The sequence below is a fragment of the Pseudomonas sp. TE4620 genome, assembly GCF_056279045.1.
The window spans coordinates 3,468,717-3,488,826 of record NZ_JBWBQO010000001.1; the positions used below are offsets into that span (position 1 = coordinate 3,468,717).

The 20,110-nt window shown below is 62.9% G+C and carries 17 protein-coding genes, 5 tRNA genes and 1 pseudogene; 5 read left to right on the plus strand and 18 right to left on the minus strand.

All coding sequences use genetic code 11. The features are described from left to right. The first annotated feature begins 456 nt into the window (after positions 1-456). The gene (gene rne / locus ACZ9A3_RS15980; RefSeq protein ID WP_476252905.1) at positions 457-3,642 is read left to right on the plus strand and encodes a ribonuclease E; all 3,186 of its coding nucleotides are present in this window, start codon (positions 457-459) and stop codon (positions 3,640-3,642) included. A 66-nt stretch (positions 3,643-3,708) separates the two neighbouring features. Here the strand turns inward: rne and murB are convergent, their stop codons facing one another. From murB to ACZ9A3_RS16020, 8 genes and pseudogenes are all read right to left on the minus strand, one after another. After that, positions 3,709-4,728, minus strand: coding sequence for a UDP-N-acetylmuramate dehydrogenase (gene murB / locus ACZ9A3_RS15985; protein WP_476252906.1), 1,020 nt, complete (start codon positions 4,726-4,728; stop codon positions 3,709-3,711). After that, a complete protein-coding gene (locus tag ACZ9A3_RS15990) occupies positions 4,725-5,189 on the minus strand; it encodes a low molecular weight protein-tyrosine-phosphatase (protein ID WP_045195182.1) in 465 nt (154 codons plus the stop codon). The genes murB and ACZ9A3_RS15990 overlap by 4 nt, the downstream gene beginning before the upstream one ends. Next, complete coding sequence (kdsB, locus tag ACZ9A3_RS15995; RefSeq protein ID WP_045195184.1) at positions 5,189-5,953, minus strand: 3-deoxy-manno-octulosonate cytidylyltransferase; 765 nt, start codon at positions 5,951-5,953, stop codon at positions 5,189-5,191. Before kdsB ends, ACZ9A3_RS15990 begins: the two co-directional genes overlap by 1 nt. Continuing rightward, a complete protein-coding gene (locus tag ACZ9A3_RS16000; protein ID WP_038994143.1) occupies positions 5,950-6,135 on the minus strand; it encodes a Trm112 family protein in 186 nt (61 codons plus the stop codon). Before ACZ9A3_RS16000 ends, kdsB begins: the two co-directional genes overlap by 4 nt. A 38-nt stretch (positions 6,136-6,173) precedes the next feature. Next, a complete protein-coding gene (lpxK, locus tag ACZ9A3_RS16005) occupies positions 6,174-7,184 on the minus strand; it encodes a tetraacyldisaccharide 4'-kinase (protein WP_093380565.1) in 1,011 nt (336 codons plus the stop codon). Further along, positions 7,184-7,615: an ExbD/TolR family protein gene (locus ACZ9A3_RS16010; RefSeq protein ID WP_476252907.1), complete on the minus strand. Its 432-nt coding sequence runs from the start codon at positions 7,613-7,615 to the stop codon at positions 7,184-7,186. Before ACZ9A3_RS16010 ends, lpxK begins: the two co-directional genes overlap by 1 nt. Next, complete coding sequence (locus tag ACZ9A3_RS16015) at positions 7,612-8,247, minus strand: MotA/TolQ/ExbB proton channel family protein (protein ID WP_176794233.1); 636 nt, start codon at positions 8,245-8,247, stop codon at positions 7,612-7,614. The genes ACZ9A3_RS16010 and ACZ9A3_RS16015 overlap by 4 nt, the downstream gene beginning before the upstream one ends. 70 nt (positions 8,248-8,317) lie before the next feature. After that, positions 8,318-10,541: pseudogene (locus ACZ9A3_RS16020) on the minus strand (DNA internalization-related competence protein ComEC/Rec2). A gap of 143 nt (positions 10,542-10,684) precedes the next feature. Between ACZ9A3_RS16020 and ACZ9A3_RS16025 the strand changes: the two are divergent. After that, entirely contained in the window at positions 10,685-11,227 is a 543-nt protein-coding gene (locus ACZ9A3_RS16025) for a DUF2062 domain-containing protein (RefSeq protein WP_045195193.1), read from the plus strand. Here ACZ9A3_RS16025 and ACZ9A3_RS16030 read toward each other — a convergent pair. The 3 genes from ACZ9A3_RS16030 to ACZ9A3_RS16040 all read right to left on the minus strand — a co-directional run bounded on the left by ACZ9A3_RS16030 (position 11,195) and on the right by ACZ9A3_RS16040 (position 13,681). Further along, a complete protein-coding gene (locus ACZ9A3_RS16030; protein ID WP_045195195.1) occupies positions 11,195-11,974 on the minus strand; it encodes an ABC transporter permease in 780 nt (259 codons plus the stop codon). The two genes, ACZ9A3_RS16025 and ACZ9A3_RS16030, sit on opposite strands and share 33 nt — an antisense overlap. Next, positions 11,971-12,903 (minus strand): ABC transporter ATP-binding protein, encoded by a 933-nt coding sequence (locus ACZ9A3_RS16035; RefSeq protein WP_045195197.1) that lies wholly within the window; start codon positions 12,901-12,903, stop codon positions 11,971-11,973. Before ACZ9A3_RS16035 ends, ACZ9A3_RS16030 begins: the two co-directional genes overlap by 4 nt. Positions 12,904-13,057: 154 nt before the next feature. Beyond that, positions 13,058-13,681, minus strand: a complete 624-nt coding sequence (locus tag ACZ9A3_RS16040; protein ID WP_093380561.1) for a glutathione S-transferase — start codon at positions 13,679-13,681, stop codon at positions 13,058-13,060. A 183-nt stretch (positions 13,682-13,864) separates the two neighbouring features. Here ACZ9A3_RS16040 and ACZ9A3_RS16045 point away from each other — a divergent pair, with 183 nt between their 5' ends. Together ACZ9A3_RS16045 and ACZ9A3_RS16050 are read left to right on the plus strand one after the other, a co-directional pair. After that, positions 13,865-16,312 carry an acyl-CoA dehydrogenase gene (locus tag ACZ9A3_RS16045; protein WP_476252908.1) on the plus strand — a complete coding sequence of 816 codons (2,448 nt, stop codon included), beginning with the start codon at positions 13,865-13,867 and terminating at the stop codon, positions 16,310-16,312. 68 nt (positions 16,313-16,380) lie between these two features. Next, positions 16,381-16,788, plus strand: a complete 408-nt coding sequence (locus ACZ9A3_RS16050) for a PA2817 family protein (RefSeq protein ID WP_045195203.1) — start codon at positions 16,381-16,383, stop codon at positions 16,786-16,788. A gap of 103 nt (positions 16,789-16,891) precedes the next feature. Here ACZ9A3_RS16050 and ACZ9A3_RS16055 read toward each other — a convergent pair. The 5 genes from ACZ9A3_RS16055 to ACZ9A3_RS16075 all read right to left on the minus strand — a co-directional run bounded on the left by ACZ9A3_RS16055 (position 16,892) and on the right by ACZ9A3_RS16075 (position 17,472). After that, a tRNA-Gly gene (locus tag ACZ9A3_RS16055) sits at positions 16,892-16,967 on the minus strand. Positions 16,968-17,058: 91 nt separating this feature from the next. Next, a tRNA-Gly gene (locus ACZ9A3_RS16060) sits at positions 17,059-17,134 on the minus strand. A 5-nt stretch (positions 17,135-17,139) separates the two neighbouring features. Then, positions 17,140-17,215, minus strand: a tRNA-Glu gene (locus ACZ9A3_RS16065). Positions 17,216-17,318: 103 nt separating this feature from the next. Then, positions 17,319-17,394, minus strand: a tRNA-Gly gene (locus ACZ9A3_RS16070). A gap of 2 nt (positions 17,395-17,396) precedes the next feature. Further along, a tRNA-Glu gene (locus ACZ9A3_RS16075) sits at positions 17,397-17,472 on the minus strand. 335 nt (positions 17,473-17,807) lie between these two features. On the opposite strand from ACZ9A3_RS16075, the gene ACZ9A3_RS16080 reads away from it, so the two are divergent. After that, positions 17,808-18,575: a hypothetical protein gene (locus ACZ9A3_RS16080; RefSeq protein WP_045195204.1), complete on the plus strand. Its 768-nt coding sequence runs from the start codon at positions 17,808-17,810 to the stop codon at positions 18,573-18,575. 103 nt (positions 18,576-18,678) lie between these two features. Here ACZ9A3_RS16080 and ACZ9A3_RS16085 read toward each other — a convergent pair whose 3' ends face one another. Then, positions 18,679-19,161 carry a GAF domain-containing protein gene (locus ACZ9A3_RS16085; protein ID WP_093380555.1) on the minus strand — a complete coding sequence of 161 codons (483 nt, stop codon included), beginning with the start codon at positions 19,159-19,161 and terminating at the stop codon, positions 18,679-18,681. Continuing rightward, entirely contained in the window at positions 19,158-20,048 is an 891-nt protein-coding gene (locus tag ACZ9A3_RS16090; RefSeq protein WP_045195206.1) for an ATP-binding protein, read from the minus strand. Before ACZ9A3_RS16090 ends, ACZ9A3_RS16085 begins: the two co-directional genes overlap by 4 nt. Positions 20,049-20,110: the final 62 nt, after the last annotated feature.

Consider the following 20,110-nt stretch of genomic DNA (forward strand, 5'->3'; position numbering starts at 1 on the left):
CGCAGTCATGGCGACGGCTTCGGAAATACCAGCCTTGGACATAAAAGGCGCGGGCTCCCGTATGGAGCTGGCGAAAATGCAACCCGTTGCGGATTCAGCGCGCGGCAGCACCCGAATTATCAGGGATACGTGTAGGGTGGAGATGCACAACCGTCGGACCGTGTAGTACTGCGTCCAGTCCACCGGCCTATTGGCCAGGCGACCGGACCCGGTCTTGATCAAGATGCCCCACGGGCGTCCACGGCCGAAGGCTGATTCCTCCTCCTGACTGAGTGCATTTGACACCACAGCAAGCAGGACGCGTCGTCGCGACTTCGGCAGTACTGGGTGACCAGTCGGACTCGAAAGTTGCTGGACACGGGGGTGGCCCGCCACCCCTTGCGCACCTGACACCGACCGTGAGAAGTCGTGTGTGCCGAACGCCGTTTCCGGCAGCCCGGAAACCGACGGTATTACATGAAAAGAATGCTGATTAACGCGACTCAACCCGAAGAGTTGCGTGTAGCTCTGGTGGACGGCCAACGTCTCTACGACCTGGACATCGAGTCCGGCGCGCGTGAGCAGAAGAAGGCCAACATCTACAAAGGCCGGATCACCCGGATCGAACCTAGCCTGGAAGCCGCTTTCGTCGACTTCGGCTCCGAGCGTCACGGCTTCCTGCCGCTGAAGGAAATCTCCCGCGAATACTTCAAGAAGTCGCCCGAAGGCCGGGTGAACATCAAGGAAGTGCTCAGCGAAGGCCAGGAAGTCATCGTCCAGGTCGAGAAAGAAGAGCGCGGCAACAAGGGCGCCGCCCTGACCACCTTCATCAGCCTGGCCGGTCGCTACCTGGTGCTGATGCCGAACAACCCGCGTGCCGGCGGCATCTCCCGTCGTATCGAAGGCGAAGAGCGCAACGAACTGCGCGAAGCCCTCAACGGCCTGGTCGCCCCTGCCGACATGGGCCTGATCGTGCGCACTGCCGGCCTTGGCCGCAGCAGCGAAGAAATGCAGTGGGACCTCGACTACCTGCTGCAGCTGTGGACCGCGATCAAGGAAGCTTCCCAGGACCGCGCCGCGCCATTCCTGATCTACCAGGAAAGCAACGTCATCATCCGCGCCATCCGTGACTACCTGCGTCAGGACATCGGCGAAGTACTGATCGACAGCATCGACGCCCAGGAAGAAGCCCTGACCTTCATCCGCCAGGTCATGCCGCAGTACGCCAGCAAGATCAAGCTGTATGAAGACAGCGTGCCGCTGTTCAACCGCTTCCAGATCGAAAGCCAGATCGAGACCGCCTTCCAGCGCGTCGTCGACCTGCCGTCCGGCGGCTCGATCGTTATCGACCCGACCGAGGCCCTGGTCTCCATCGACATCAACTCGGCGCGCGCCACCAAAGGCAGCGACATCGAGGAAACCGCCCTGCAGACCAACCTGGAAGCGGCTGAGGAAATCGCCCGCCAGCTGCGCCTGCGTGATATCGGCGGCCTGATCGTGATCGACTTCATCGACATGACCCCGGCCAAGAACCAGCGCGCCGTGGAAGAAAAAGTCCGCGAATGCCTGGAAGCCGACCGTGCCCGCGTACAGGTTGGGCGCATCTCGCGCTTCGGTCTGCTGGAAATGTCCCGTCAGCGCCTGCGTCCTTCGCTGGGCGAAAGCAGCGGCATCGTCTGCCCACGCTGCAGCGGCACCGGCATCATCCGTGACGTCGAATCGCTGTCGCTGGCCATCCTGCGCCTGATCGAAGAAGAAGCCCTGAAAGACCGCACCGCCGAAGTCCGCGCGCAAGTGCCGATTCCGGTTGCCGCCTTCCTGCTCAACGAGAAACGCAATTCGATCACCAAGATCGAGCTGCGCACCCGGGCGCGTATCGTCATCCTGCCGAACGACCACCTGGAAACCCCGCATTTCGAAGTCCAGCGCCTGCGCGACGACAGCCCGGAAGCCCTGAGCAGCCAGTCCAGCTACGAAATCGCCGCCGCCGAGACCGAAGAAGTCCAGCCGACTGCCGCTACCCGCACCCTGGTGCGCCAGGAAGCTGCGGTCAAGACCGCTCCGGCCCGCGCCAACGCTCCAGTACCTGCCGAAGCTGCCGCGCCAGTGGCTGCTCCAGTCCACGCTCCTGAGCCAAGCCTGTTCAAAGGCCTGGTGAAGTCGCTGGTCAGCCTGTTCGCCGGCAAGGACGAGCCTGCCGCCGCCCCTGTGGTTGCCGAGAAGCCCGCCACCGAACGCCCGCAGCGCAACGAAGAGCGCCGCAACGGTCGCCAGCAGAGCCGCAACCGCAACGGCCGTCGCGACGAAGACCGCAAGCCGCGTGAAGAGCGTGCCGAGCGCGCCCCGCGTGAAGAGCGTCAGCCTCGCGAAGCCCGCGAAGAAGCACCGGCCCGCGAAGAACGTGCACCACGCCAGCCGCGCGAAGAGCGTCAAGCTCGCGCCCCACGTGAAGAGCGCCGCTCCCGTGAAGAGCGTCCGGTCCGCGAACTGCGCGAGCCGCTGGACGCCGCTACCCCTGCGGTCCGTGAAGAACGCCCTGAGCGCGCCCCACGTGAAGAGCGCCAGCCTCGTGAAGAACGTGCTCCACGCGAAGAACGTGCTCCACGCGAAGAACGCGCCCCACGTGAAGAGCGCGCACCGCGCGAAGAACGTGCACCGCGTGAAGAGCGTGACCCACGCGAAGAGCGCGCTCCGCGCCCACCGCGTGAAGAACGCCAGCCGCGCCCGGCCGAACAGGCTGCCGACGCTGCTGAAGAGCAACTGCCGAACGAAGAGCTGCTGCAGGATGACAACCAGGAAGGTACCGAAGGCGAACGCCCTCGCCGCCGCTCCCGTGGCCAGCGTCGTCGCAGCAACCGTCGTGAGCGTCAACGCGATGCCAACGGTAACCTGGTAGAAGGTTCGGAAGACGGCAGCGACGAGCAGCCTCAAGCCAGCGAACTGGGTGCTGAACTGGCCGCAGGCCTGGCCGTGACCGCCGCTGTTGCCACCAGCAACATCAGCGCCGCTGCCGAAGCCCAAGCCAACCAGCAGGCTGAACGCGCCACCGCTACTGTCGAAGAGCAGGCGGTTGTTGAAGTCGCGGCCAGCGAAACCGTCGTCGAAGCAACTCAGCCAGTCGTTGAAGCGGCTGAAGTCGCCGAAGTGGTTCAAGCAACTGAAGCAACCGAAGTGGTAGAAACTGCCCAGGTCGCTGAAGTCGCTGCCGCGCCGGTTGTCGAACAGCCCTTCACTGCCCCGGTCGAAGCAGCAGAAGCCGTAGAAACCAGCATCGCGCCGGTTATCGAAGCCCCTGTTGCTGCCCCGGCTGAAGTGGTCGAGCCGGTTGCTGCGGTCGAGCCAGCGCCTGAAGTCCAGACACCTGTAGTGGCCGAGCCGGTAGTCGTTGCTGAAGTGGTCGAAGCGCCTGCGCCAGTAGTTGCCGAGCCTGCAGCGGTTGAAGAGCCAGCGGTTGAAGCTCCTGCCAGTGCTCTGACCAGCAACGGTCGCGCACCGAACGACCCACGTGAAGTACGCCGTCGCAAGCGTGAAGCCGAAGCTGCCGCAGCCGCTGCTGCAGTGGCCGCCGCCGAAGCCAGCGCTGCTGTAGTCGCTGAAGAGGCGCCTGCTGCACCGGCTGAAGAAGTGGTTGAAGAAAAAGAAGAGCACAAACCGCTCGTCTGATCTTCCAGGCTGAAAAAAAGCCCCGCCAGGTAACTGGCGGGGCTTTTTTATTGCCGTTGGGAGCGGTTAATAAAGGTTTGGCTCCATCTCCAGCTCAACCCCGAAACGCTCGAGGATATCGGCCTGGATCTTCTGCGCCAGCTGATGCAACTGCACACCGGTGGCCTGGCCATAGTTGACCAGCACCAGCGACTGCAATCGGTGCACCCCGGCATCGCCTTCGCGATGGCCCTTCCAGCCCGCCTGTTCGATCAGCCAGCCGGCAGCCAGCTTGAACTGGCCATCAGCCTGTGGATAAGCCACCAGCCCCGGATACTGCAAACGGATCTTGTCGGCCAGCACAGCTGCCACCACCGGGTTCTTGAAGAAACTTCCGGCATTGCCCAGCTCGACCGGGTCAGGCAGTTTTTCCCGGCGGATGCTGCAAATCGCATCACTGACATTTTGCGCAGTCGGCTGGCTGATGCCTTGCTCGTTCAGGCGCTGGCGCACCGGACCGTAATCCAGGTGGGCATGCATGAACCGGCTCAAGGCAAAGCGCACCCGCAGGATCAACCAGCGCCCAGGATTGCGCTTGAACAGGCTGTCGCGGTAGGCGAAGGCGCACTCTTGCAGGCTGAAGTCGCGCAGCTTGCCCGTCTGGCGATCCAGTGCGGTGAGCCCGGCGAACACGTCCTTGATCTCGACGCCATAGGCGCCAATGTTCTGCATCGGCGCGGCGCCGACCGTGCCCGGAATCAGGCTGAGGTTCTCAAGCCCGGCCAGGCCTTGGGCCAGACTCCATTGCACAAACGGGTGCCAGGGTTCGCCAGCTTCGGCCTCGACCACCACCCGCTCACCATCGTCAGACAAGATGCGCAGGCCACGGCTGGCCATGCGCAGCACCAGCGCCTGGATATCGGCAGTCAGCAACAAGTTGCTACCGCCTCCCACCACCAGCACCGGTACTCCCTGATCAGCCGCCTGGGCCAAGGCCTGACGAGCCTCTTCGTCGTTGTGGGCTTCAGTGAAAAACTGGGCCTTAACGTCGATACCGAAGGTGTTAAATGGCTTGAGCGAAACTTGTTGCTGCCACTGCCCGCTCATAGACGACCCTTGAGTTCGGTGACCAAACGGCTGCAGGCGATTTCGATCAGGTCGAGGACCTGTTCGAAATCCTCCTCGGCGCCGTAGTAAGGATCCGGCACCTCATCCAGCGCGCCGTCATAGCGGCGTAGGAACAGGTCCAGCTCGGCTTTGGCCGTGGCCGGGCGCATGCCCTGCAGATGGCCAAGATTGCTCTTGTCCATAGCCAGGATCAGGTCGTAGTCATTGAAGTGCGCGGCCTTGATTTGCTGCGCACGCTGCTGCGACAAGTCATAGCCACGAATGCGCGCGGTGCGGCAGGTGCGCGCATCAGGCTGCTTGCCGACATGCCAGTCGCCAGTGCCAGCCGACGCCACTTCGACCAGTTCGGCCAGGCCTTCGGCGCGCAATTGCTGACGCAGCACGCCTTCGGCGGTAGGCGAGCGGCAGATATTGCCCAGGCACACGAACAAAACCCGCATCAGGCCTCCAGCAAGCGCCGTACGCGCTCCAGGTCTTCAGGGGTATCGACGCCCACGGGCGGCGCATCGATGGCATCGGCAACGTGAATACGCACGCCATGCCAGAGCGCCCGCAACTGCTCCAGCGATTCGGTCTTCTCCAGCCAGCACGGGCCCCAGGCGACGAAGTCCTGCAAGAAGCCGGCGCGATAGGCGTACATGCCGATGTGGCGACGGTACGGCACGCCTTGCGGCATCTGCTCACGGTTCTGGGCAAAGGCATCCCGCGCCCAGGGCAACGGTGCGCGGCTGAACGTCAGGGCCAGGCCATTGCAATCGCTGACCACCTTGACCGCATTGGGATTGAACAGCGCTTCGACGTCACTGATCGGCTCGGCCAGGGTGGCGATGCCGGCCTCGGGATGGGCCGCCAGGTTGGCCGCCACCTGATCGATGATCACCGGCGGAATCAGCGGCTCGTCACCCTGCACGTTGACCACGATGGCATCGGCAGCCAGGCCCAGCTTGGCGGCGACTTCAGCCAAACGGTCGGTACCGGAGTCATGGTCTTCGCGGGTCATCAGCACTTCAGCGCCAAAGGCCTCGCAGGCCTTGAAGATATCCGCGTCGTCGGTGGCGATTACCACACGGTTGGCGCTGCTTTTGCGAGCCTGTTCCCAGACGTGCTGGATCATCGGCTTGCCGGCAATCGGCAGCAACGGCTTGCCGGGCAAGCGCGTGGAGCGCAGCCGCGCCGGAATCACAACGGTAAAGGCCAGGCTCATTTGTCCAGACGCTCGTCATCGGTCAGGGTACGGGCTTCGCTTTCGAGCATCACCGGGATACCGTCGCGGATCGGATAGGCCAGACCCGCGCCCTTGCTGATCAGCTCGGTCTTGTCGGCGCTGAGCTTGAGCGGGCCCTTGCAGATCGGGCAGGCAAGGATATCGAGCAGTTTGGTGTCCATGGAAATTCCTCAGGCCAGTGGCCGGAAAAAGAAACGAATCAGGAGGGCCGCGACCCGGGCAGCAAGCGTGCAAGCTGTGTGTCGAACCAGGCCTTGAAGGCCGGCGAAGGCACAGCATCGACCGCAAGGTACCACCAGTCGTCGGCAGCGAAGGCGCGGCATTTGACCGCGTCCTTCTCGGTCATGACCAGGGGCAGCGCAGGGCTGAAGCTCAGGGCCTGGGCGCTGTATTGGGCATGATCGGCAAAAGGGTGTGGCACAGGTCGCCAGTTTAGCCCCTGCAAGGTATTGAAGAAACGTTGCGGGTTGCCAATGCCGGCCACCGCGTGCACGGCCTGGCCTGGCTCAAAGAAGTCGAGGCCACGGCGCTCGCCACTGCGCAGGTTGACCAGTGCAGTAGGTTGCAGGGCAAAGGCAAAACCGTCTTCGCGGTCGGTCGTGGCGCCGTTGTAAAGCACCGCGTCGACGTCCTGCAGGCGTTCCACCGGCTCGCGCAGGGGGCCGGCCGGCAGGCAGCGGCGGTTACCCAGGCCACGGGCGGCATCGATCAACACCAGCTCCAGGTCGCGGGCCAGGCGGTAATGTTGCATGCCGTCGTCACACAGGATCAGGTCCAGCGGCTCGCTGGCCAGCAATGCCTGAACCGCACGCGAACGGTCCGGGTCGATCATCAGCGGCACGCCGCTGCGCTGGACGATCAGCAAAGGTTCATCACCCGCCTCAGCCGCGCTTTGCTCGGCACGCACGCGCCACGGCAACTGTGGCGGCCTGGCGCCATAGCCACGGCTGACCACGCCGACACGCAGGCCCTGCTGGCGGCAATGCTCGATCAACCAGAGGATCATCGGTGTCTTGCCGGTGCCGCCGACGGTGATGTTGCCCACCACGATGACCGGCACCGGCGCGCGGTAGCTGGGGCTCTCGCCACTGAGAAAGCGCGCGCGCTTGCCCAGCACCACGCGACGATAGAGGGCTTCGAGCGGACGCAGCAGCGCCAGGGCCGGATGCCCGGCGTACCAGGCATCGAGCAGACGATCGGCAAAGGCCATCAGGGCGTCCCCTGAGTCGCCTCGACCGTGGTCATGCGCAACTGGCTGAAACCGAGCTTGCCGGCCGCATCCATGGCAGTCACCACCGCCTGGTGCGGGGTCTTGCCGTCGGCGCTGATCGACAACGGCAGTTTGGTGTCCCCTGCGGATTCCTGCTGCAGGGCTTCAATGAGGGTCGCCAGGTCGCTCTTGGGCAACAGGTGGTTGTTCACCGAATAGACGCCGTCGGCGCTGATGGTGATGTCCAGTTGCTTGAGCTCCGAATCCGGTGCCGGCGCGCCGCTGACCGACTCCGGCAGCTCGACACGCAACTGGGTTTCGCGAGTGAAGGTGGTGGTGACCACGAAAAACAGCAGCAGGATGAACACCACGTCGATCAGCGAGGCCAGGTTGATGTCCACGGTCTCCCGTGGCTTGCGCCGGAATTTCACGCCTTGCCCTCGGCCAGGTCGACATCACGGTCGCCCTGCACCACTTCGACCAGCTTGATCGCTTCCTGCTCCATACCGACCACCAGCTCGTCGATACGACGCTGCAGGAAACGGTGGAAGAACACCGATGGAATACCGACCATCAGGCCGGCCGCGGTGGTGATCAGTGCCTTGGAGATACCGCCGGCGAGCACTGCGGCATTGGTGGTCATGCCGGTACCCATGAAGGCGCTGAAGATGTCGATCATGCCCAGCACGGTGCCGAGCAAGCCCAGCAGCGGCGCCATGGCGGCGATGGTGCCCAGGGCGTTGATGTAGCGCTCCAGCTCGTGAATGACACGCGCTGCGGCCTCTTCGATGCATTCCTTCATGATTTCGCGGCCATGGCGCGAGTTGGCCAGGCCTGCGGCAAGGATCTCGCCCAGCGGCGAATCGGCGCGCAGGGCCTTGAGCTTGTCACTGGTGAGCTGTTTGTCCTTGATCCACATCCACACCTGGCCCAGCAGGTGCGGTGGCGTGACCCGGCTGGCGCGCAAGGTCCAGAGACGCTCGGCGACGATCGCCATGGCAGCGATGGAACTCAGAATGATCGGCAGCATCATCCAGCCACCGGACTTGACCAATTCCCACACAGTAAGCATCCCCTCGAAAAAGTCCGCCACTTTACCATAGGACCCCAGGGGGCTCATCTGCCGAAGGTCGTCATCTCGGTTCACGCCAGAAACGCCGCTGGGCACGCAACCCCTCAGGCTCGCCGAACACACCCAGGCGCAGGCGCAAGGCACCGTGGTCGACATTGTCATAGGCCTGGATACCATGCGTCCGATAGCGCGCCATGACCTCCGGGTGCGGATGCCCGAAGGCGTTGTAGCGCCCGCGCGAAATCAGCACGCCGCGCGGGGTAGTAGCCTTTAACAAGGCCTCGCTGGAGGAGCTGCGACTGCCGTGATGGGGCGATTGCAGCCAGTCGACCGTGGTCGCCTGCCAGCCCCGCGCCCAGGCCCGTTCGCCACGGGCATCGAGATCGCCGGTGAGCAGCAGTTTTTCGCCGTTTGCCTCGACCAGCAGCACACAGGAATCCTGGTTGCTGTCGCCAGCATCCTGCCACTGCCACAGTGAAAAATTCACCCCGTCCCACTGCCAGCGTTCGCCGCTGCTGCACGGCTGCGCTTGCAGCACTTCAGGCAAGGCCGCAGCCTCACCAGCCTGCACCCGCAGCACCGGCAACCCGCGCTGCACGGCGCGGGCGCCCCCGGCGTGATCGGCGTCGGCGTGGCTGAGCAACATCAGGTCGAGCTTGCTTACCCCCAGCTTGCGCAAGCTGGGAAGCACTACCCGCTCGCCCAGATCGAAATCGCCCATGGCCGGGCCGGCGTCATACAACATGGCGTGGTGCCGGGTGCGCAGCACAAAGGCCAGCCCCTGGCCGACATCCAGCTGCCAGACCTCTACCTGCCCCTGCGGAACGCGCTCCCGGGGCGCAAACACCGCCAACAGCAACAATGGCCAGCCCAGCACCCGCATCGGTATGCCACGCGGCAACAACACCAGCAATGCCCCCAGGCACACCAGCAACCAGGCCCAGAACGGCAATGGTTCTGGGATCCAGGCCGGTTGCCAAACCGCCACATGCGCCAGCAAGCGAAACAAACCGTCGAGCAGGCCGCCGGCAAGCCACAGCAAGCCTTCCCCCAGAAGCGGCACCGGCAGCAACACAGTGCCGAGCAACGCCATTGGCAACACCGCAAGGCTGATCCACGGCACTGCCAGCAGATTGATCAGCGGCGCCGTCAGGCTCACCGGCAAACCTTGCGCCAGCAGCACCGGCAACAAGCCGATGGCGATCAACCACTGGGCGCGACTCCAGGCCAGCCAGGGGTTCCAGGCGCCAAGGCGGCCGCTGAAGGTGAAGATCAGAATGGCCACGGCCATGAACGACAGCCAGAAGCCCGGCTGCAAGCTGGCCAATGGTTCCCACAGCAGCACTGCATCGAGCGCCAGCAACAACGGCAGCCCGACACCCAGGTGACGAAAGCGCAGGCGCCAGAGCAGCACCATGGCCAGCATCATGCAGGCGCGCTGCACCGGCACCTGAAACCCGGCCAGCAAGCCATAGGCCAGTGCTGCGGCAAAGGCCAGCGCACAGGCCCAAGGCAGCCAGGGTAGCCGTTGCGGCCACCAGCCCAGGCGCGCCAGCCCGGCAATCAAGGCGTATACCAGCCCGGCCAACAGGCCAATATGCTGGCCGGAAATCACCAGCAAGTGCACCGTGCCGGTGGCCTGCAGCGCTTGCCAGTCCTGGCGCGCCAGAGCGCCGCCATCGCCGAGTATCAAGGCCACCAGCGCCGCCTCCCGGCCCTGGGCATCAACGCTGAGCAAGCGCTGGCGCAGATCATCCCGCCAGGCCGCCGTTGCCGGCAGCAGCCGCTCGCCGGCCTTGACGCTGCCGGTGGCGCCGATGCGCCGGGCCAACAGGTTGGCCTCCTGGTCCGGGCCGTGAGGATTGAGCAAACCTGCGGGGCGCTTGAGGCTGACTGCCAAACGCCAGTATTCACTGCTATTGACCGCCGGGCCGCCGAACCAGCTGAGCTGCATGCGCCTTGGCAATTGCCCCCGGGCGCGACTCGGCATCGCTCAACTCGAACCTCACCGAGCGCGCACCCTGCTCCGGCAAACCAGTAACCCGGCCCTCTATCCACAGGGTACGGCCATCGAACTGCGCCGCCAGGCGCTCATCCAACGCCCATTGCGCCGAGACACAGGCCCAGCTCAAGCCCAGCAGAAACAGCCCGGCGGGCCACAGCCGCGTAGGCAGGCAGCAAAGCCCGGCAATTGCCAGCAGGACAAGTGTCCAGACGGGCGGCAAAGCCGGCAGGAACCCGAGGCTGAGCAGCCCGAGTGCAAGCGCCAACATCCCTGTGCGCATAAGCGTGAAGCTCCAGAAGTAAACCACCCCCTGAGGCTTAGATCAGTGACGGCAACCGCTCGCTAAATAATTGTCACAAAGTCTGAATAAGGCACTTTTAGAATCCGTGCATACTGGCACCCTTCAGATTGCCGAGACCCCACATGCCGCGTCGTCTCTTCAAACGCTACATGCCCGATCCGACCAGCATCAGGGAACACAAATCCTTACGCTTTCTCGGCCGGCTGTTGCACGACCCCAACCTCTGGCACCTCAACCGGCATTCGGTTGCGCGCGCCATGGCTGTCGGCCTGTTCGCCGCTTTCATTCCGATTCCGATGCAAATGCTGCTGGCCGCAAGCCTGGCGATCATGGTCCGCGGCAACATGCCGATCGCGGTCAGCCTGGTGTGGCTGACCAACCCGATCACCATGCCGCCGGTGTTCTTCTGCACCTACCAGATGGGCGCCTGGCTGATGCAGATCCCACCACGCACCCTGCCTGAAGAACTGACCTTCGAGTGGATCACCGACCAGCTGTCGACCCTGTGGCAGCCGTTCCTGCTCGGCTCAGTGGTGTGTGGCGTGCTGCTCGGCGCCCTCGCCTACTGCCTGACCATGCTCTACTGGCGCTGGTGGGTCGGCAGGCAGTGGCGCCGGCGCAAGGTCAAACAATCAGGTGCGCATTCCTCGCCCACTGACCAGTAACCGCGCGCAGCCGATATACAGCACTGCCGTGGCGACCAGCATGAAGCTGATGGCGACGCCGATGCGGATGTCCGACACGCCGAGAATGCCGTAGCGGAACGAGTTGACCATGTGCAATACCGGGTTGGCCATCGACACGGTCTGCCAGAACGGCGGCAACAGGGTAATCGAGTAGAACACCCCGCCCAGGTAGGTCAGCGGCGTCAACACGAAGGTCGGGATGATCGAGATGTCATCGAAGTTGCGGGCGAACACGGCGTTGATGAAGCCCAGCAGCGAGAAGATTGTCGCCGTCAGCAGCACCACGACAATGGTCACGCCCAGGTGATGAACCTGCAGGTCGGTGAAGAACAGCGACAGCAAGGTGACGATCACCCCTACCGCCAAGCCGCGCAACACGCCGCCCAGGGTGTAGCCGACGAGGATGGTATGCGGCGACACCGGCGACACCATCAGTTCCTCGATCGAGCGCTGGAACTTGCTGCCGAAGAAGCTCGAGACCACGTTGCCGTAGGAGTTGGTGATCACCGACATCATGATCAGCCCCGGGACGATGTACTCCATGTAGGTGAAGCCGCCCATGTCGCCGATCTGCCGGCCGATCAGGTTACCGAAAATCACGAAGTACAAAACCATGGTGATCGCCGGGGGCAGCAGGGTCTGCGGCCAGATCCGGGTAAAACGGCGTACTTCGCGGTAGACGATGGTATTGAGGGCGACCAGGTTGGCGCTCAGTTCCGAACTCATACCGCCACCTTTGCCAGGTTTTTCTCAACCAGGGACACGAACAGCTCCTCGAGACGATTGGTCTTGTTGCGCAGGCTCTGCACCTCGATGTTCTGCAGCGCCAGCTGGCCGAACAGCGCAGTAATGCCCACTTCCTTGTCAACTTGCACTTCCAGGGTGTGCGGGGTGATCAAGCGGCACGGATAGCCGACCAGGTTTGGCGCCTGGGGCAGGTCCTGCTTGAGGTCGAGCAGGAAGGTCTCGACATGCAGCTTGCTCAGCAAGGCGCGCATGCTGGTGTTCTCGACGATGGTGCCGTGGTCGATGATGCCGATGTGACGGCACAACTGCTCAGCCTCTTCCAGGTAATGGGTGGTGAGGATGATGGTGATGCCTTTCTGGTTGAGCTCGGTCAAAAAGCTCCACATCGACCGGCGCAGCTCGATATCCACACCCGCGGTCGGCTCGTCGAGGATCAGCAGGCGCGGCTCGTGGATCAGCGCGCGGGCGATCATCAGGCGGCGTTTCATGCCGCCCGACAGCGAGCGCGACGGCACATCGCGCTTGTCCCACAGGCCCAACTGGGTCAGGTACTGCTCGGCCCGCTCCTTGGCGACCTTGGCCGGGATACCGTAGTAACCGGCCTGGGTGACGACAATGTCGAAGGTCTTTTCAAACTGGTTGAAGTTGAACTCCTGCGGCACCACGCCGATGCAGCGCTTGAGCGCGGCGGGCTGGCGATCGAGGTCGTGACCAAAGATGTTGACGCTGCCGCTGGTCTTGTTGACCAGGGTCGAGAGGATGCCGATGGTGGTGGATTTGCCGGCGCCGTTGGGGCCGAGCAAGGCGAAGAAGTCACCTTCGGCGACATCCAGGTCAATGCCCTTGAGGGCCTGGAAACCGTTGCCGTAGGTTTTGGTTAGCTGCCTTATGGACAGAGCAGAACTCATAGCGGGTCGCGTACCAGTGTGGAAGGTTCTAGACGCGGCCGGGCGAGGCCAGCCGCAGTGAATAGGAGCATGGTGCTTGTGCAGACCAGACAAGTACAGTCATGTGTATCGATATTAACTATCAGCTTGACCGCACTTTCCCGGTAACCGTCAATCAGGTCAGCGCCGTCATCACCGCCGCCTGATAGGCCGGACGTTCTTGCAGGCGCTCATACCAGGCGCGCAGGTGGCGCATCTCGGGGCGCTCGATGGGCATCTCGAACCAGGCGTAGGCAAAGCAGCCCAGGGGGATATCGCCCATGCCCAGCTTGTCGCCAGACAAATACGGCTGGTGCGCCAGGGCCTGGTCGGCAATCGACAGCAACTGCGCGCAGGTCTTGTGTGCGGCATTGATTGCCACCCAGTCCTGCTGATCGGCAGGCGTGCGCAGGATGCCCCAGAACAACGGCCGGAACGGCGTGGCCAGGGAGGAAGTAACCCAGTCCATCCACTTGTCGGCCTCGGCACGCTTGCGTGCGTTCTGCTCATACCAGCCCGACTCGCAGCCGTACTGCGCCGACAGGTAGCGCACAATGGCATTGGACTCCCACAGCACCAGGCCGTCGTCCTCGATCATCGGCACCAGGCCGTTGGGGTTCAGCGCCCGGTACTGCGGCTCGTTGACCAGGCCGAAGGCGCCACCGGCATCGATCGACTCATACTCAAGACCAAGCTCTGCGGCGCACCACAGTGCTTTCCTGACATTCGACGAATTCTTCCTGCCCCAGATCTTGAGCATGTCGTTTCCCTGATGATTTGGCTGGTCGCCCAGTCTACTCCAGGCGCTCGCGCTGGCAATCGTTTGGCGTGCAGGCGAACTCCTGAGGTCATGTCCTGTCACTGTTCAGACAAGCCGTTTAGCCGATGCGGTCTAAGCTTCGATGGATGGCGAAATGCCCCGATGTTTCACGGAGGAATTCCTATGTTGCTGTTGTGGTTAGTGGTCCTGGTGATCGGCGTGGCTTACCTGGCCCACCGTCGCATCGCCGCCTTGCCGGCGTTGGGCATCGTTGCCCTGTACCTGCTGGCGATGGGCATTTTCAGCCACGCCCCAGGCTGGCTGCTGACGATTTTCTGGCTGCTGCTGGCCGCCGTCGCCGCGCCCCTGCTGCTCCCCGACCTGCGCCGCAAAGTGCTCACCGCGCCCCTGTTCGGCTGGTTCCAGCGCACCTTGCCGCCAATGTCGCAGACCGAACGCGAAGCCATCGACGCCGGCACCGTGTGGTGGGACGGCGAGCTGTTCAGCGGCCGACCGGACTGGAACACCCTGCTCGGCTACTCCAAGGCCGAACTCACTGAAGAAGAACAAGCCTTTATCGACGGCCCCACCGAAGAACTCTGCGCCATGGTCAGCGACTGGCAAATTGGCCAGGACCTGGATTTGCCCCCCGCGGCCTGGGAGCACATCAAGAGCCACGGCTTCTTCGCCCTGATCATTCCCAAGGAGTACGGCGGCAAGGGCTTTTCGGCCTACGCCCACTCGCAGGTGGCAATGAAGCTGGCGACCCGCAGCGGCGACCTTGCTTCCACCGTGATGGTGCCCAACTCCCTCGGCCCGGCCGAACTGCTGCTGCACTACGGCACCGACGAGCAGCGCAATCACTACCTGCCGCGCCTGGCCCGCGGCGACGAAATCCCCTGCTTCGCCCTCACCGGTCCGCTGGCCGGCTCCGATGCTGGCGCCATGCCCGACACCGGGATCATCTGCAAAGGCCAGTGGCAAGGCGAGGAAGTCATCGGCCTGCGCCTGAACTGGGAAAAGCGCTACATCACCCTCGGACCGGTCGCGACCCTGCTTGGCCTTGCCTTCAAGGCCTACGACCCCGAACACCTGCTGGGCGATAAAGAAGAACTGGGCATTAGTCTCGCGCTGATTCCCACCGACACCCCCGGCGTCGAAATCGGCAAGCGTCACCTGCCCCTGGGCGCGGCGTTCATGAACGGCCCCAACAGCGGCAAGGATGTGTTCGTGCCGCTGGAGTTTCTCATCGGCGGCCAGGACATGCTCGGCAAGGGCTGGATGATGCTGATGAACTGCCTGTCGGTGGGCCGCTCGATTTCCTTGCCAGCCGTGGGCACTGGTGCAGCCAAGTACACCAGCCTGGTGACCGGCCAGTACGCGCAGATTCGTGAGCAGTTCAACGTGCCGCTGGCGGCCTTCGAAGGTATCCAGGAATCCCTCGCGCGCATTGGCGGCAACGCCTTCCTGATGGACAGTGCGCGACTGCTCACCGCCAAGGCCGTGGACCTGGGCGAAAAACCCTCGGTGCTGTCGGCGATTCTCAAGTACCACCTCACCGAGCGCGGGCGCGAATGCATCCAGCACGCCATGGACGTGCACGGCGGCAAGGGCATCATCATGGGCCCGAACAACTACCTGGGACGCAACTGGCAAGGCGCGCCGATCTTCATCACCGTCGAGGGCGCCAACATCCTCTCGCGCAACCTGATGATCTTCGGCCAGGGGGCGATTCGCTGCCATCCGTTCGTACTCAAGGAAATGGCCCTGGCCAGTCGCGAAGACCACGACCAGGCGCTCAAGGAGTTCGATCACCTGCTGATGCAGCATATTGGTTTTGCCGTCGGTAACGCTGCCAGTACCTTGGTGCTCGGCTTGGGCCTGGGCCATTTCGAGAAAGTCCCGGGCGACGCGTTAAGCCAAGGTTACTTCCGCGCCCTCAATCGCCAGGCGGCGGCGTTCGCCTTGCTCGCCGACCTGTGCATGATGCTCCTGGGCGGCGAACTCAAGCGTCGCGAGCGTTTGTCGGCGCGCCTGGGCGATGTGCTCAGTCATTTGTACCTCAGCTCGGCGGCGCTCAAGCGTTACCACGACCTGAATTCGCCCGAGTACCTGCAACCGCTGCTGCGTTGGGCCCTGGAGGAGAGCCTTGGCCAAGCCGAAAAAGCCCTGGACCGCTTGCTCGACAACTTCCCCAACCGCTTGCTCGGTTGCGCCCTGCGCCTGGTGGTGTTCCCCTTCGGCCGCCGGCATACCGGGCCCAGCGACGAACTGGACGCGGAGATTGCCGAACTGATCGGCCGCGCCAAGGGTGACCCGGCGCTGGAGGAGCTGCTTGCCGGTTGTTATCGGCCGCAAGCGGACGGCGACCCGGTTGCCGCCCTGCAACAGGCCTGCGATTTACTCAGCGCCGGCGCGCCGCTGCGTAAAAAACTGCACCAGGCCGTCAAGAGTGGCCAGGTTGACCCTGCGCCAGGCGAGTCGACTATCGACGCGGCGCTGCACGCTGGCGTGCTGCAAGCCAGTGAGGCGCAAAGCCTGCATGCCGCTGAGTCGGCACGCCGGCGGGTGATCGATGTCGATGCCTTCGACAAGGAGCAACTGCTACCGGCCGACGGCAAGATTCGCTAAGGGCCGGGACATCGGGCGCCGGGAGCCGTATACTCCCGCGCCCGTTTTTGCTCAAGAGGACTGCCTGCATGGCTACCGATCGCCTGGAATACCATCTCGCCCTGCTCACCCACCTGCGCACCATCCTGGTTGCCCTGGGCGAAGCCGAGCAGGTGCCGGAAGAAAGCCACGCGTTGTTTCTGGAGCGCTTCGACGATCTGATGCTGCAACTGCCCGTCGACCCGGAAAGCACCTATCTTGGCCAGGACCTGATGTGCCAGGTCATCCAGCGTTATCCACAGGTCGCGCACCTGGTACCGCGCGACCTGCTGTGGTTCTTTGGCGGCGACTGCCTGCACTTCATGCCGGAGAACGAACTGGACATGTACCAGGAACTGGAAGAGCGCCGCTTCGAGGCCGAGCAGAATGATGAACCCTTCGACTGGAACCAGGAAAAACAGCTGCTGAGCATGTCGGACGACGACAGCAAGCATTAAGCGATGAAGCTGCGCAGGGCTGACAACAGCCCTGCCGCACGCAGACAGCGGATAAAATCGAGACGAAAAAAAACGCCGTTCAAACGAACGGCGTTTCTTTATTTGGAGCGGGAAACGAGACTCGAACTCGCGACCCCGACCTTGGCAAGGTCGTGCTCTACCAACTGAGCTATTCCCGCAAATTTGTAGCGACCGGCCGGACCGGCAAGAACAAGCACTGACGCCCTTGTTCCATCACTACAGCGTTATCAAACGCTGGAGCACCATATTTGGAGCGGGAAACGAGACTCGAACTCGCGACCCCGACCTTGGCAAGGTCGTGCTCTACCAACTGAGCTATTCCCGCAAAAATGGCGTCCCCTAGGGGACTCGAACCCCTGTTACCGCCGTGAAAGGGCGGTGTCCTAGGCCACTAGACGAAGGGGACGACGCCCGAAACATGCAATGCATGCTTCAGTTACCAACTCAAACCATAAAGATCTGACGCTGGGTTTTTACAAGCCCTGCCGTTAAGCAAAGCCTTTGTAAACTGGAGCGGGAAACGAGACTCGAACTCGCGACCCCGACCTTGGCAAGGTCGTGCTCTACCAACTGAGCTATTCCCGCATTGGCGTCCCCTAGGGGACTCGAACCCCTGTTACCGCCGTGAAAGGGCGGTGTCCTAGGCCACTAGACGAAGGGGACACGCTACAACATTCACTCCCTGCCGCGTTCCGCTGTGTGCTTTACGCTGCAAGTGGCGCGCATTCTAGGGATGCTTTGATAAGCCGTCAACCCCTCTGTATAAATTTATTTAAATCAATGACTTCCCGGCGCTTTGCAGCCTTGCGCCAGGGCAACGCGCGCCTGAGGCTTGACGATTATTTTCTGACGCCCTACCCGCCTTCGGCCCAGCAGCCACGGCGATCTACCAGCAAAAGGCCATCAATCGCCCCCGGGCAACCGCCAAACAGCTCTATCCGGCTAAAAGCTTAGCCACTACACTCAAACAGTAAATCATCCTGTATGAGGCGTTAACGGTGACACCACTTCTGATCACCCTGCTTATAGTAGCGGGGATCGCGTTATTGATCGTGATCGGCTACCTGAACAACGTGGTCGAGAACAACAAGCTCGAGCGTGCCCGGCTGAAGATCGAGCTGGCCGAACGTTTGCGCCGTTGTGGCGAAATCACCGAAACCTTTCCTGGCCAGTTGATGACCCCGGCCCTCAAGTTGCTGTTGACCCGCCTGGAACTCAACCTCAACCAGCGCCAGTTGGCCCTGGACAAGCACAGCCGCGATATTCGCGCACGGATCGCCGAACTCGAAGGGCTGATTGCCAAAGGTGAAGCACTGCCGGTGAACAACCCGCCGATGCCGATCCAGACCGAAGCCCGGGCCAAGGATGTGCGTTTTTTGCTGGAAGGCATGCACAACCAGATCACCCGCGCCGCCCAGGAAGGCTTCCTGCCGACCAACGAGGCCAAGTACTGGGTCAAGGAAATTCGCCACATCCTGGTGCTGCTGCACATCGAGTTCTTCAACAACCTCGGCCAGCAGGCGCTGCAACAGAACCAGCCGGGGCACGCGCGCCTGGCCTTCGAGCGTGGCGTGCAATACCTGCGCAAGCAGCCTGACCCGGTGATTTACCGCGAACAACTGGAATACATGGAGAAGCTGCTGGCCCGCGCCAATGCCCAGGTGTTGAGCCAGCTGGAACCGGCCGAGGACGAAACCAACGCCCTGACCGAAGGCCTGAAGACCGATACCACCGAAGACTGGAAGAAAAAGGTCATCTACGACTGAGTTCTAATTGACCCAATCGCCGGCAAGGCCGGCTCCCACAAGGTTCGCTACATACAAGACCTGTGAGAGCTGGCCTTGCCAGCGATCGAGTGCAAAGCGCTCGTCAGCAATCGGTCAGTCGCAGGAAAATCCCCGCCAAACGCTCCAGCCCCGCCTGATCCACTTCACTGAAACGGGCAAGCTTAGGGCTGTCGAGGTCCAGCACGCCAATCAATCGGCCATCCTTTACCAGCGGAATCACCAACTCGCTGTTCGATGCACTGTCGCAGGCAATGTGCCCGGGAAACGCGTGCACATCTTCCACCCGCTGGGTTTCCCGGCTGGCCGCAGCCGCGCCGCATACACCACGCCCGAACGGGATGCGCACGCAGGCCACCTGCCCCTGGAATGGCCCCAACAGCAGTTGCTCGTTGCGGTTGAGGTAGAAGCCGGCCCAGTTCAGGTCTTCGACCTGACTGTAGAGAAACGCCGAAAACTGCGCGGCGTTGGCGATGAAGTCACGCTCATCGGCCAGCAGGGCTTCCAGTTGTGCCGCCAGCAGACCGTAGCCTTCGAGGCCGGCGCCGGTAGCGTTGAGGTCGATCATGATTTTTGCTCCAACAGTTTCAGTCCCACCCAATAACGGGCGAACTGGTAGGCACAACGGCCGTTACGGTTGCCGCGACCGGTTGCCCAGCGCACGGCGAGAATGTCCAGCTCCTCGTCGCGGCGCCAGGCCAGGCCAGCGCTCTGCGCCAGCTGGGTGATCCAGTGCTCGACCACGTTGAGGAAATGCTCCTGGGTGAAGGGGTAGAACGACAGCCACAGGCCGAAGCGGTCAGACAGGGCAATTTTGTCCTCCACCGCTTCGTTGGGATGCAGCTCGCCGTCAACCATCTTCCAGTTTTCGTTGTCGCTCTGTTTTTCCGGCACCAGGTGGCGGCGGTTCGAGGTGGCATACAGCAGCACGTTATCCGGCGCCTGTTCGAGCGAGCCATCGAGTACGCTCTTGAGCACCCGGTAGTCGCCCTCCCCGGCTTCGAACGAGAGGTCATCGCAAAACAACACGAAGCGTTGCGGCAGTTTCTGCAGTTGCTCGACCACCCGCGGCAGGTCGGCCAGGTGATCGCGCTCGATTTCGATCAGGCGCAGGCCGGCTTCGGCATGCTCGGCCAGCAGTGCGCGCACCAGCGACGACTTGCCGGTACCGCGCGAGCCCCACAGCAATGCGTGGTTGGCCGGCATGCCATCGAGAAACTGGCGGGTGTTGCGCCCCAGTTGCTCGCGCTGCTGATCGACGCCGATCAGGTCGGACAGGCGCATGTCGAGGCTGACCTGCAGCGGCAGCAGGTAGCCGCTACGGCCATCGCGCTGCCAGCGCGCAGCCAGGCATTGCGACCAGTCGATGCTCGGGCGTGGCGCCGGCAACAGGGGCTCAAGGCGCGCAAGTACGGTTTCGGCGCGCTCCAGAAAAGCATTCAAACGTGAGTCCACAAGAATTCCTCAAGACAGATGCAAGGACAAAAGCACAGCTGAATGTGTGACAGGGCGTGCCA

Bases quoted from the DNA above. Each gene is read 5' to 3' on its own strand.
- ACZ9A3_RS16040 (WP_093380561.1), bottom strand. From the start codon at position 13,681: ATGCTCAAGATCTGGGGCAGGAAGAATTCGTCGAATGTCAGGAAAGCA.
- ACZ9A3_RS16050 (WP_045195203.1), top strand. From the start codon at position 16,381: ATGGCTACCGATCGCCTGGAATACCATCTCGCCCTGCTCACCCACCTG.
- murB (WP_476252906.1), bottom strand. From the start codon at position 4,728: ATGAGCGGGCAGTGGCAGCAACAAGTTTCGCTCAAGCCATTTAACACC.
- ACZ9A3_RS16030 (WP_045195195.1), bottom strand. From the start codon at position 11,974: ATGAGTTCGGAACTGAGCGCCAACCTGGTCGCCCTCAATACCATCGTC.
- kdsB (WP_045195184.1), bottom strand. From the start codon at position 5,953: ATGAGCCTGGCCTTTACCGTTGTGATTCCGGCGCGGCTGCGCTCCACG.
- ACZ9A3_RS16085 (WP_093380555.1), bottom strand. From the start codon at position 19,161: ATGATCGACCTCAACGCTACCGGCGCCGGCCTCGAAGGCTACGGTCTG.
- ACZ9A3_RS16000 (WP_038994143.1), bottom strand. From the start codon at position 6,135: ATGGACACCAAACTGCTCGATATCCTTGCCTGCCCGATCTGCAAGGGC.
- ACZ9A3_RS16035 (WP_045195197.1), bottom strand. From the start codon at position 12,903: ATGAGTTCTGCTCTGTCCATAAGGCAGCTAACCAAAACCTACGGCAAC.
- rne (WP_476252905.1), top strand. From the start codon at position 457: ATGAAAAGAATGCTGATTAACGCGACTCAACCCGAAGAGTTGCGTGTA.
- ACZ9A3_RS16045 (WP_476252908.1), top strand. From the start codon at position 13,865: ATGTTGCTGTTGTGGTTAGTGGTCCTGGTGATCGGCGTGGCTTACCTG.
- lpxK (WP_093380565.1), bottom strand. From the start codon at position 7,184: ATGGCCTTTGCCGATCGTCTGCTCGATGCCTGGTACGCCGGGCATCCG.
- ACZ9A3_RS16025 (WP_045195193.1), top strand. From the start codon at position 10,685: ATGCCGCGTCGTCTCTTCAAACGCTACATGCCCGATCCGACCAGCATC.
- ACZ9A3_RS15990 (WP_045195182.1), bottom strand. From the start codon at position 5,189: ATGCGGGTTTTGTTCGTGTGCCTGGGCAATATCTGCCGCTCGCCTACC.